Origin of the sequence: Acinetobacter sp. A47, assembly GCF_000805455.1 — a bacterium.
GTDB lineage: Bacteria > Pseudomonadota > Gammaproteobacteria > Pseudomonadales > Moraxellaceae > Acinetobacter.
This window is the reverse complement of sequence record NZ_JSUS01000032.1, coordinates 85,547-97,767: the sequence shown is the minus strand read 5'-3', so window position 1 is coordinate 97,767 and position 12,221 is coordinate 85,547. Positions and strand designations below refer to the sequence as shown.

12 protein-coding genes are annotated in these 12,221 nt (G+C 43.4%); 5 read left to right on the top strand and 7 right to left on the bottom strand.

Annotation, left to right across the window (positions count from 1 at the left end):
• The 4 genes from OC23_RS06985 to tsaA form a co-directional block, all read right to left on the bottom strand.
• On the bottom strand, nt 1-663 hold the full coding sequence (locus OC23_RS06985; protein WP_038343805.1) for a response regulator transcription factor: 663 nt from the start codon (nt 661-663) through the stop codon (nt 1-3).
• Nucleotides 664-758: 95 nt separating this feature from the next.
• A complete protein-coding gene (locus OC23_RS06980) occupies nt 759-1,124 on the bottom strand; it encodes a NirD/YgiW/YdeI family stress tolerance protein (protein ID WP_038343804.1) in 366 nt (121 codons plus the stop codon).
• A 289-nt stretch (nt 1,125-1,413) separates the two neighbouring features.
• The gene (locus OC23_RS06975; RefSeq protein ID WP_038343803.1) at nt 1,414-3,192 is read right to left on the bottom strand and encodes a GspE/PulE family protein; all 1,779 of its coding nucleotides are present in this window, start codon (nt 3,190-3,192) and stop codon (nt 1,414-1,416) included.
• A 44-nt stretch (nt 3,193-3,236) separates the two neighbouring features.
• Entirely contained in the window at nt 3,237-3,950 is a 714-nt protein-coding gene (tsaA, locus tag OC23_RS06970) for a tRNA (N6-threonylcarbamoyladenosine(37)-N6)-methyltransferase TrmO (RefSeq protein WP_081407316.1), read from the bottom strand.
• A gap of 118 nt (nt 3,951-4,068) precedes the next feature.
• Between tsaA and OC23_RS06965 the strand changes: the two genes are divergently transcribed.
• Nucleotides 4,069-4,848 carry a ferredoxin--NADP reductase gene (locus OC23_RS06965; protein WP_038343801.1) on the top strand — a complete coding sequence of 260 codons (780 nt, stop codon included), beginning with the start codon at nt 4,069-4,071 and terminating at the stop codon, nt 4,846-4,848.
• A 116-nt stretch (nt 4,849-4,964) separates the two neighbouring features.
• Here the strand turns inward: OC23_RS06965 and OC23_RS06960 are convergent, their stop codons facing one another.
• On the bottom strand, nt 4,965-5,525 hold the full coding sequence (locus OC23_RS06960) for a TetR/AcrR family transcriptional regulator (protein ID WP_038343799.1): 561 nt from the start codon (nt 5,523-5,525) through the stop codon (nt 4,965-4,967).
• Between the two features lie 449 nt (nt 5,526-5,974).
• On the opposite strand from OC23_RS06960, the gene OC23_RS06955 reads away from it, so the two are divergent.
• Nucleotides 5,975-6,829, top strand: a complete 855-nt coding sequence (locus tag OC23_RS06955) for an iron-containing redox enzyme family protein (RefSeq protein WP_038343798.1) — start codon at nt 5,975-5,977, stop codon at nt 6,827-6,829.
• A 167-nt stretch (nt 6,830-6,996) separates the two neighbouring features.
• Nucleotides 6,997-7,452, top strand: coding sequence for a DUF441 domain-containing protein (locus tag OC23_RS06950; protein WP_038343797.1), 456 nt, complete (start codon nt 6,997-6,999; stop codon nt 7,450-7,452).
• A gap of 78 nt (nt 7,453-7,530) precedes the next feature.
• Here the strand turns inward: OC23_RS06950 and OC23_RS06945 are convergent, their stop codons facing one another.
• Nucleotides 7,531-8,451 carry a LysR family transcriptional regulator gene (locus OC23_RS06945; protein ID WP_161792263.1) on the bottom strand — a complete coding sequence of 307 codons (921 nt, stop codon included), beginning with the start codon at nt 8,449-8,451 and terminating at the stop codon, nt 7,531-7,533.
• 378 nt (nt 8,452-8,829) lie between these two features.
• Between OC23_RS06945 and OC23_RS06940 the strand changes: the two genes are divergently transcribed.
• Nucleotides 8,830-9,534: an epoxyqueuosine reductase QueH gene (locus OC23_RS06940; protein WP_038343795.1), complete on the top strand. Its 705-nt coding sequence runs from the start codon at nt 8,830-8,832 to the stop codon at nt 9,532-9,534.
• 309 nt (nt 9,535-9,843) lie between these two features.
• On the opposite strand, the gene OC23_RS06930 is transcribed toward OC23_RS06940, so the two are convergent.
• On the bottom strand, nt 9,844-10,635 hold the full coding sequence (locus tag OC23_RS06930; protein ID WP_038343792.1) for a DUF4198 domain-containing protein: 792 nt from the start codon (nt 10,633-10,635) through the stop codon (nt 9,844-9,846).
• Nucleotides 10,636-10,821: 186 nt separating this feature from the next.
• Here OC23_RS06930 and OC23_RS06925 point away from each other — a divergent pair, with 186 nt between their 5' ends.
• Nucleotides 10,822-12,042, top strand: a complete 1,221-nt coding sequence (locus tag OC23_RS06925; RefSeq protein WP_038343791.1) for an MFS transporter — start codon at nt 10,822-10,824, stop codon at nt 12,040-12,042.
• The last annotated feature ends 179 nt before the right edge of the window (nt 12,043-12,221 follow it).

Below are 12,221 nucleotides of genomic sequence, written 5' to 3'. Positions count from 1 at the left end.
CTATTCACCCGGTTGCATGCGGTAACCTAGACCACGAATGGTCTTGATATATTGTCCGCCAATCTTTTTACGAATCTGATAGATAAAAACCTCAATGGCATTGCTCTCGATCTCATCCCCCCAGGCATACAGGGATTCTTCCAGTTGTTCCCGTGTCACAATATGTTCAGGCTTTTGCATCAGCTTATATAGAATCTGAAACTCTTTGGCCGTGAGATTGACCGCCTTACCCGCCTGAAACAGGGTTTTGGCCTGCGGATCAAGCTGTAGATTGGCAAAATGAAGATATTGCCCCACTTGCGCCTGATGTTGCCGTAACTGGGTACGCACCCGGGCAGATAACTCTTCCAGATCAAAGGGCTTGACCAGATAATCATTGGCGCCCAGATCCAGTCCTTCTACCCGGTCATGCACATGGTCTTTGGCAGTAATAAAAATAACTGGTGTTTTGGCATTGTGACGGCGAATGTTTTTCAGGATCTCATCTCCTGACGCTTGTGGTAAGCCCCGATCGAGCAAAATACAGTCATATTGATGCTGTGCGGCGGCCAGGATCGCATGGTCACCACGCTCTACCCAGTCAACACTGTAGCCGTCCATTTCCAGCCAGGCTTTAATACTTTCCGCCTGTGAAGCATCGTCTTCGGCCAGTAAAATTCGCATAAAATCGCCTGTACCTGATGGTCTTTTACTTGATCTTAAAGCAAAACCTGAAGAAAAAACCACATGCTCATCATGTGGTTTTTTCTTTATCCATTTTAGAACTGAACCTGATCGACATCGACCTCAACACGCTTTGCCGGTTTATAATCAATGTCGATTTCACCTAGCAAGGTCACTGGCGTTTTTGCCGATACAGGCTTGCCTTGCCATAAATCATCATCAATATCGACAGTAATTGAGCCCGTCTGGTCACTGAACTGGTATTTCTCATCACCAGTCGCCTTGACCACATAACCTTTCAGTTTCACCGGGGTATCATCTTTTAAAGTCAATGCCTGTTTGACTGTGGTAATTTGAGTAGGAGCCAGTGCCTGCTGGTTCACGGCAGGCGTATTGGCTACTGCAAACGTGGTTGCGCCGACCAAGCCGGCAACGACTGCACATTTAGAAAATACGTTCATATTATGTCCCTCATGCTGGTTTCATCATTTCGATGCTGTCATTAAAACAAACCAAAATGAGGTGAATCTGAAGAATGCAAAATAGGTTAACCTGAGTTCAATATAAAATTCTTGATAAAATACAATATACGGAAACATCATCCGCCACTGCCTGAGACAGGACTTTATTAATAAGGTCCTGTTTCTGCGACTCATTGAATGAATTGATGACAGTCAACAGGTTTTGCGGTGAGCTGCGTTAATAGCAGCACAAGAAGCTTTGCTCTGACGAAGCTTCAGTCGGAACCGATTAACTTAATGGCACTACACGGAGCACTTCTTCTAATGTGGTCACGCCTTCAATCACCTTACGCGCGCCTGCGATCCGTAATGGCTCAATGCCTTCTTTTTTGGCTTGTCCCTTCAGATCATTCAATGTGCCATGTGCACTGATCAGTGTCTTTAACTCCAGACTGACCGGCATGAACTCATAAATCCCCACACGGCCTTTATAACCGGTATGCCGACAGGCTTCACACCCCACTGCCTTATACATGCTGGCCGGCATATCCATCATATAATCAAAGGTCAGATGTTCCCACTCCTGCTCATTGATTGGCGTCTGCTGTTTACACTGCGGGCAAAGCCGGCGAACCAGACGTTGTGCCAGAACCCCGAGTATTGTGGCGGCGGTCAGGAAAGGTTGTACTCCCAGATCATGTAACCGCGTCAGGCTCGATGGCGCATCGTTGGTGTGCAGGGTGGATAATACCAGATGCCCGGTCAATGCAGCCTGTATCGCCATATTGGCCGTGTCATGGTCACGAATCTCGCCGACCATGATAATGTCAGGGTCTTGACGCATCAAGGCACGTACCCCATCTGCAAAGCCTAACTCGATATTTGGATTGACTTGCATCTGGTTAAAACTCGGTTCCAGCATTTCAATCGGGTCTTCAATAGTACAGACATTGACCTGTTCGGTTGCCAGTTGCTTCAAAGATGAATATAGCGTGGTGGTTTTGCCTGAACCGGTTGGCCCTGTGACCAGAATAATACCGTGACTATGCTGGGTCAGTTGCTGCCAGCTCTGCAATAAATGACCTTCAAAACCCAACTGCTGGAAACTTCTTACCAACACTTCCGGATCGAAAATACGCATTACCAGCTTTTCACCAAAGGCGGTCGGTAAAGTTGAAAGACGTAATTCGGTCTCCTGTCCTTTGGGAGTACGTGTCTTTAAGCGACCATCCTGAGGTTTACGTTTTTCAGCGACATTCATGCGCCCGAGAATCTTGATCCGCGAAATCACCGCGGTCAGCGTATTGGCAGGCATGTTATAGATGGTATGGAGTACGCCATCGATACGGAAACGTACCTTGCCCTTGTCTTTGCGCGGCTCCAGGTGAATGTCGCTGGCACCTTGCTCAAACGCAAACTGTAGTACCCAGTCCACCAGCTTGACGATATGCTGGTCATTGGCGTCCGGATTTTGTGAATCGCCTAACTGCAACAAAGCCTCAACGCCTTTATTTTCCCGGTCATGAATGCTGGCATTTTGTGAAGAACTGACGGCACGGCTGACCTGATAATATTCAACAATATAACGTTGTAACTGTTCAGGATTGAGTAACACTTTTTCAAGCTTTTTCGGTGCCAGACTCCGCTCCAGATTGTTCAGCCATTCTGTGGTAAAGGGCTGATCGGTTCCGATCAGAATCCGGTCGGCGTGTACTTCTACGGCCAGAATATGATTGCGTACTGCAAACTCTTGCGACATGACACCAGTCAGGGCAGCCACGTCGGCTTTGAGCGGATCAATAATAAACAAGGGAATGCCGGCCTTTTCAGCCAGCCATTGACACAAACGGTTCAACGATAAAGTTGTGCCTGCATTGAGCTGGTCTTTCAGGCTGAAATTGGCAATCCACTGTAAGGGATGCCATTTCAGCTGATCTTTCTGCCGATGGGTGGTCTGAACCAGCAACTTATCCCGTTCGGTAATACGCCCATCTATTAGCAGTTGCTCCAGACACCACGTCACATCAATCGTAAAAGAAAAGTTGGCGAATTTTACCTGAGCTTGCATAACCATCTACTCCAATTTTTAACACAATTTATATTTTTAAAGTTTTAACCTTGTTCAATAGCGACGACCGTGACTTCCTGTTCACCCACCGTAAAACGTACATTCAACATGGCAAAGCGCATTCCATACAGGCGTTCAGCATCGTTTTGATAGGCAGGCCGTGGATCTAAAGATAACACTTGTTCCAGTTCATCGAGTATCTTTTTATGCAAAATTCCCTGCTTTAATAACTGTTGCTGATACTGTTGCGCACTTTGCGTCCAAACCACGGTTTTACGTTGCGGCTGTTCTTGTGCATAGCCACTTACCGCTTCGGTTACTGCATCTGAATATTGGATATAAGGCTTGATATCCAAAATCGGGGTGCCATCCAGCAAATCACTGCCCGTGACATATAAACGGACTGTTTTTCCATGTTTTTCAACGCGCAAAAAACGCACCACAGATAACCCGATTGGAGAGGGTCGATACATGCTCCGGGTCGCGAAAACCCCGATTTTCTGGTTCCCACCCAGTCTCGGCGGGCGCACTTGTGCACGAAATTTAGGCATTTGATTCAAGGAGTTATCCGGCTTTTTATTGTCATGAAACTGCCAAAGCAACCATAGATGACTAAAATCTTCGATTCCCTCAAATGCCAGCAAATCACTATAAGTGTCCGTCATCTCTATAAAAGACTCGACCTGTACCAGATTTGGCTGGCGCGGAATACCAAATTTTTCACGGTAAGGTGAACGCATATGGCCAATGATTGGCATCACTACAGAATTGTTCATCACTTTTTCTTATAAACACAATTAAATATATTCAGTTTATCGAGAATGATTTTAGATTAGAATAGCCATCTGTTTCTTTTAACTGTGATCGAGACCTTTAATGGCTGCTTTTAACGTTGAACGCATTACTCATGTTCACCACTGGAATGACACTCTTTTCAGTTTTAAAACAACACGCGACGTCAGCTTACGTTTTAAAAATGGTCAGTTTGTAATGATCGGCCTTGAAGTGAATGGTAAGCCTTTGATGCGTGCTTATTCGATCGCCAGTGCGAATTATGAAGAAGAGCTTGAATTCTTCTCTATTAAAGTACAAGACGGTCCATTAACTTCTATTTTACAAAAAGTACAAGTGGGCGACGAAATCCTTATTTCTAAAAAGCCTACAGGCACTTTGGTACACGACGATTTACTACCAGGTAAAAACTTATACTTGCTCTCTTCTGGTACAGGCCTTGCGCCATTCCTTTCTCTGCTTCGTGACCCTGAAACTTACGAAAAATTTGAGAAAGTAATTATGGTGCATGGTACACGCTATGTGTCTGAACTTGCTTATCAAGACCTGATCCTGAATGAACTTCCAAATCACGAGTTCTTTGAAGAGCTAGGTATCAAGGAAAAATTGATCTACTACCCAACCGTGACACGTGAACCGTTCCACACTCAGGGTCGTGTAACCACGGCAATCGAGACAGGTGAACTATTTGAAAAAATCGGTTTGCCACGCTTTAACCGTGAAACTGACCGTGCCATGCTCTGTGGTAGCCCGGCATTCCTGAAAGATGTTGCTGCCCTGCTTGACCAGCATGGTCTGGTTGAATCACCACGTATGGGTGTGATGGGTGATTATGTGATTGAACGTGCATTTGTTGAAAAATAATTTTATTGCATAAAAAACCGGAGCCAAAGCTCCGGTTTTTTTATAATAATGCTTAAAGACTGTAATATAAACAAGATTAAAAGGTCTGTTTAATCTGGCTAAAGATAACCCTATATTTATGCAGCTTCTAAATGAATCAGGCGCTCAATATAATACCAGCACTCCTCAATTTGACCATGATCCTTATTTACTTTCGCATAAGAGGTCATTCCATCGAGTATATTAATATACATTGAGGTTAATACATGAGGTTGATAAACTTGTGCCTTTTCAAATAATCCCGTAATCAAAGTCATTAACCATTCACGGTATTGCATAATTGGCCGGATAATCGAAGGATACTGTTGCAGAATTTCCAGAGTCGCTTTCTGGAACATACAGCCATGAAAATCATCTGAATTAAACCAGCTCAGATGCCAAAAATAGACTGCTTTAATTTTACCTAAATAATCCTCTTCCGGCTTTGCACTGATTTCTTTCTCTATCGCCTCGCGAATGCTTTGATTCCTGCGGGACAGGCATTCTTCTATCAGGTTTTCCTTGGATGGAAAATATTTGTAAAACGTCATTTTGGCAACGCCTGACTCGTTGATAATACGATCTACACCGACAGAACTGTAGTTATAACGGTTAAAAAGGTCTAGAGCCGTTGCAATAATATCTTCTTTTTTTGACATTTTATTATCCTTGTAGAATTCTATCAAAAAACTTAATGTATTATTAAGACATAGTTTACATGCTGGAAATTTCTGGCCACTATGTAGGTTTATCTTATTTTAAGAGCATTATAGAAAAGTAGGACTTTCTTTATTGTTCCTCCTATAGGGTATGAAAAAATCAGCCTATATACAAGATGATCTTAAAAAAAATCTTTCTATTTTTTAAACAAAAAAATATACCGTGAATTACATCACCTTTTGCTTACAGTTAAGTTAAATAATAAACTTTCTTGCGATTTTTTAGCCGTCTTAATAAATTGATTTCACAAAAAAATCATTTTATATTTAAATCATCCAATAAAAAGATGTTTGGCTGCACCAATAGATATATTCATAATCAGCCAAAGAAAATCTAATTAAATCATTGGAAAAAGCAATAATATTATTAATTCATCGAGTACAAGACCATGCCAAAAAAATTTGAAAACTTTAACAACCCGAGACAGAAAGCTATTGAAGGAATGAAAAATAGTATTTCTGCAGAGACCTGGAACAAGAACCTGAACTTTCTGAATCAGTTAAGAGCAGAAATTTCAAACCATCCTGTTTCCAAGCACCCTGCAATCCAGCTTTTAAATGACGGTGTAATTGATAAAGAAACGTTAAAGCATATTCATCTGGAATATCGACATGCGATCGTGCAGATCTTCACAGATGCCCTGCTCATGGCTCAATTCCAGACCAGACAGTTAGAACCACGCCTGTTGTCTGGGGCCAAGATGTTCCCACGCTTCTTGTTAAACCTGAATATTCTGGATGAGTTTGGTTTCCGGCCAGGCCTGGACGAAGAAGGTTATTATTCTGGTAATCCTGAATATGCCCATTATCCATTATTTGAAGATGTCCTGAATGACTTTGAATTGAGCCAGTCAGAACGCAACGACTATCAGCCATCGCTGATTGCACAGCGTGTGCGTAACTATCTGGAAAACTCGTTTAACAGCTATCAGGCGGTGACTGCATTACTGGCCGTTGCAGAAGAAGAAGTGATCCTGTTTAGCCCGGCTTTACGTCAGGCCACCCATGCCGTTGGTTTTGATGTCGATAGTGGCTATTACTATGTCCATGGTGTCTCTCATGATGCAACCGCAGAAGCTGCTGATGATGACCATGAAGATGATTTATGGTTTGTACTTGCGCAGGCCTGTGTTGAATCGGAATATGATTCGATCCGTCAAATCTGTCTTGAATATTGTGATTTATGGGAACAGTTCTGGGATGAACAAATCGCCTATTACGGAACCTTCAAAAAACTTGCCTAATTTTCTCAGGAAATGCCATGTCTAATTTTAGAGATGGCTTTTCTCTTTCCATATACCGCTAAAGCCTTCATTTTCCATTATCCCCCATCTAAGGCGCTGTCTTTTTCAAATCATACCCGGCAATTTGCGGTATAATTCAACTTTGTTCTTCTTGCTACGCCCATACAATGCTTTCACAATTTGATGTCAATCTACTGGTTCTTCTGGTTTTACTTGGTTGCGGTATTTTTAGTCAGAATACAGCAGTGACAGTGGCAGCAGGCTGCCTGATTTTGGTGAAGCTCACCCCTTTAAACCAGTTTTTTCCTTATATCCAGAATCATGGTCTGAATATCGGCATCATCATTCTCACCATTGGTGTACTTGCACCGATTGCCAGTGGCAAGATCAGTGGCGAATCAATCCTGAAATCATTTATTAGCCTCAAGTCTCTGGCAGCGATTGCCGTTGGCTTATTGGTGGCATGGCTTGGAGGCCGTGGTGTGAAACTGATGAGCAACCAGCCAGATGTCGTGGCCGGACTACTGATCGGCACGGTGGCAGGTGTGGCCCTATTAAGAGGAGTACCTGTCGGCCCGCTAATTGCAGCCGGGATCTTGTCGTTACTGATTGGGAAATCTTAAAGCTTCTATCATCTGCCTGATCATCTCACCAAAATAAAGGTAGCGAATGGCTACCTTTATCAATGAGATCACACTGGATTAATTTTCGTAATACACGGCACGCATCTTGGAAAACTTTTCCAGTTGCTTGATAAAGCCTTCAAAATAGTTCTTTTCTTTATCTTCAATCCGATAACCTGCATACAGGGTACGTCTCAGCCCTTCTGGTGCTACACAATCCAGACACCGGCTGACCACCCAGCCTTTTTGCTCATATTCATTCACAACCCAATCCGGCAATGCCGCAATGCCACGGCCGCTTGCCACCAGCTGGATCAGCATCTGGGTCAGGTCTGTGGTGCGGATGTGTTTGGGATATACATTGGCCGGAATAAACAGATGCGCCATGATATCCAGCCGGTGCTTGTCAACCGGATAGGTAATCAGGGTTTCTTCCGCCAGATCCTGTACCGTCACCTGCTCGGCACGTGCTAAAGGATGGGTACTGGAAAGAACCAGACGTGATTCATATTTAAAGATCGGGAAGTACTCGATGCCTTTCAAGGCAATCGGATCGGCGGTAATCAGTAAATCAAACTCGGCATTTTGCAACAGCTCATGGGGATTGGATTCAAAACCCGCAGCAAAGTCCAGGTCGACATCCGGATATTGATGCCGGTATTGATTTAATAACGGCATCAGCCAGTCGAAACAGCTATGGCACTCCGAAGAGAAGATAATCCGCCCCGTCTGGCCGTGTACGATACGGGTAATATCCGTTTGTGCAATCTGTACCTGTGGCAGCACATCATCGGCCAGTTTAAGCAAACGCTCGCCAACATTGGAGAAACTGACCGGGCGGCTACGACGGTTCACCACCTCTACCCCATACCAGTGATCCAGTTCTTTTAACTGATGAGAAATTGCAGAAGGTGTCAGGCATAAATCTGTTGCTGCAGCCACCAATGAACCATGCTCTCTAAGCGCAAGTAATGTTTTTAAATGACGGAGTTCTAACACAACACACACCATAATTGAATTTATTTCATCTTAGCATAATTTTACTTAGTTTGTCTCAACTTAGAGCTGTCTGGTCTGTACAAGACAAGTTGTCTCACCTTTTAAAGACATGAACGGGGAAGAAAATTTATATGAAACCTCTACCTTCCCGGTTGGACTTACAAGCTCATCCGAAGGGAGAAAGTCACTCAAACTCTGTTTCTCGTCAATTTAAGCATTTTTGATTTTGAAGGCGCACTATTCAACTATGCAGCATAAAACCAGAAAATATATTTTCACGCTTTAAAAAATTTCAGCTTGAGCTGAGAATATTTCATTCAATTCAAGCCTTTTGCCGACTTAAAACTTTTACAATGACAAATTATTTTTTTATAGACTATGCCGCCGATGACCCGACAAAGTCACAAGACCCTTGAACGCCAAAAATTAAGCTTGCCAGAAGGACATAATAAACTGCTGCTCCATTCATGCTGTGCACCATGTTCTGGTGAAGTCATGGAGACCCTGATTGAATCTGGCATTGATTTTTCAATCTTTTTTTATAATCCGAATATTCATCCAGTCAAGGAATACCTGATCCGCAAGGAAGAAAATATCCGCTTTGCCAACAAACACAATATTCCGTTTATCGACTGTGATTACGATACCGACAACTGGTTTGCCCGTGCCAAAGGTATGGAAAATGAACCTGAAAAAGGTATTCGCTGCACCATGTGCTTTGACATGCGTTTTGAACGTACTGCACTCTATGCCCATGAACATGGTTTTAGCCTGATCAGCAGTTCACTTGGCATTTCACGCTGGAAAAACATGCAGCAGATCAATGACTGTGGTCTGCGTGCTGCCGCGCACTATCCGGGTCTTCAATATTGGGACTATAACTGGCGCAAACACGGCGGCGCAGTACGTATGCTGGAAATCAGCAAACGAGAAGAGTTTTATCAACAAGAGTATTGCGGCTGTGTTTATTCACTGAGAGATACCAATCGCTGGCGTATGAGCAATGGCCGTGACCGGATTCAACTGGGTGTAAAGTTTTATAGTAACGCCATGGATGATCAGTCCGGTCAATCAAATGAATAATCGATGTAAACACATAAATATTTGATTATGTAATTGATTTAGGTACACAGCAAGGTCATTTGCAGCTGTTTGAGGCAGGATGACTTTTGCCAGAGAATATTTTTGTAATATCAAGTATTCAATATAGGTAGCGAACGCATTTTGCAGATCTAATGCTGCTTCAATCACAGCTCAGGTTTTGCCTAATTTTCCAGAAATGAAAAACATCATTTCTTAAACCAGGCAAAACCGAAGATTAATCCATAAATTAATTTTTGTTTAAAAAAACCTGAAATAGCATAATTTTTTGGATTAATCTCCATGAACAGATCAGTTTACGGCAACACTGATCATGCTATAAAACTGATTACCCGGCTTTTGCCTTAGATCAACAGCTTCACTGACTTCAATCAGATATTCACCAGTTTTTGGAAATAACAGCTCAGCACTACCATCAGCCGCCGTTTTCAGGCGAATTCCTTGCTTGTCTGTAGCCCCTTTCGCACGAATGACCACCTCAGCATTGGCTAAAGCTTTTTGTGCTTTCGTTACTTTAATTTTTGCTCGCTGATTGGCTTTTAACTCATTTGGATGGGTGAAGAACTCGACCTGTACGGGTGCGGTACTTACTTGAACAGGGCTATGTTTATCTTTACTGACATACGTCAATAAAGTCCATTCACGCGTGATTTCAACCGGTTTGATATTCTTGCTGTTTAGGTCGGCAGGAATCACAAAATCACGCTCCGCTTTTGCAGGTGCCTGATCTGCAGGCATGTCAAAAAACATTTTCCACTGCTTCTGATCCTGCACATATTTCAGCGGATAGCTTGCTTTAGTCTGTACCTGATAAGTGCCTGCCTCAGGTAGCTTCAGATCAAATACACTCGCCGAACCAAGTCTGGTATCTGCTACTACCGTCGATTTTTCCTGATTCGGTGCCGTGATCTCAAACTTTGCATCTTTTAATGCATATTCACTATTTAAGGCTTCCTCGGCATAACCGGAAATAATTGCAACCTGGGTTTGTTGAGTGGTATAGGCAACAGGAGCCACATATGGTTCATGTGCAACACTATAGCCCGAAACAAGCAGCAATGAGCTGACCAATAATTTTTTCATCTTTCCCGCCTTTAAAATCTTCATGTAAAAAATATATATTTTGCTGCATCATAGATGAAAATAATTATCATTACAATTGACCTGTCTTTTTATGACCCTGCTTAACGATAAAAAAATATGTTCCATTTCACTTTTTTTAAAAGCCAGTCGAATATAATACGGTGGACTTTTTATACTTGAGATATTATGTCTTCGCCAAGCTCTTCCCTGCCTTCAACTCCCCCACACAATTATTCTTTATTTCTGGTTATTTTTTCACTTGCCGTTGGTAGTTTCTGTATTGGAACGACCGAGTTTGTAGCAATGGGCCTGATTCAGGAAATCGCCACTGACCTCAATGTCAGTGTGCCCCATGCAGGTTATTTCATTAGTGCTTATGCACTTGGCGTAATGGTTGGAGCGCCAATTATTGCCATTCTAGGGGCAAAAGTTCCGCGCAAGACCCTATTGCTGGGCTTGATGCTTTTTTATGGCCTGGCCAATGCGGCGACCGCCTTTGCAACCACCCCGGAAGCCATGCTGGTGTCCCGTTTTATTGCCGGTTTTCCACATGGCGCCTACTTTGGTGTAGCAGCACTGGTTGCTGCAGAACTGGCAGGCAAACAGCGCCGCGCTACGGCGATTGCACAAGTGATGATGGGTTTAACCATTGCCAATGTGATTGGTGTTCCTATTGCGACCTGGCTGGGACAGCAATTTGGCTGGAAAGCAGGATTTGAATTTTCTGCCGTGATTGCCTTTATTACCCTGATTGGGGTCAGCCTGTTTGTTCCCAATATTCCGCTACAAAAAACCGCCAGTATTAAAGCAGAACTGGCTGGCCTCAAGAATATCAATATGTGGCTAACCCTTGCAGTTGGCGCAATCGGCTTTGGTGGCATGTTCTCGGTATATAGCTATGTTTCACCGATTTTGACCGAATATACCCATGCCAATATCAGTGTGGTGCCTATTGCCTTGGCAATCTGGGGGATTGGAATGGTGATTGGTGGTCTGGTTGCGGGTTGGCTGGCCGATAAAAACCTGTTTAAAACCATTATTGGCATCCTGATCAGCTCTGCTCTTGCCTTTGTTGCAGCCAGCTTTATGATGGCCAATCTGTATACCGCAATTGCAGCCCTGTTCCTGATCGGTTTTACCGTGATTGGTCTCGGTGGTGCATTGCAAACGCATCTCATGGACATTGCGGGAGATGCACAAACGCTGGCAGCTTCCCTCAACCATTCGGCATTTAACTTAGCCAATGCTCTGGGTGCTTTTTTGGGTGGATGGGTGCTTAGTCATGATATGGGCTGGCTGGCGCCAATCTGGGTTGGCTTTGTTTTAAGCTTAGGTGGCTTGGCCATTTTATTGATTGCCCTGGCTTACGCCAGATATTCACGGAAAACTGAAACTGCTGCCTCTTAACAGCAGTTTCACCCACTGATTTTAATGCATTAATTTCATAATCTGTCGATCATGCCATTTTGATAACAATATACAGTAAAGAAATATGCATTATCTTATAAGGTCGTGTTTGCTTCCCATTATCATATAAAAAACCCGAAGCCAGTGCTTCGGGTTGTTGTTATCATATCGATAGACTG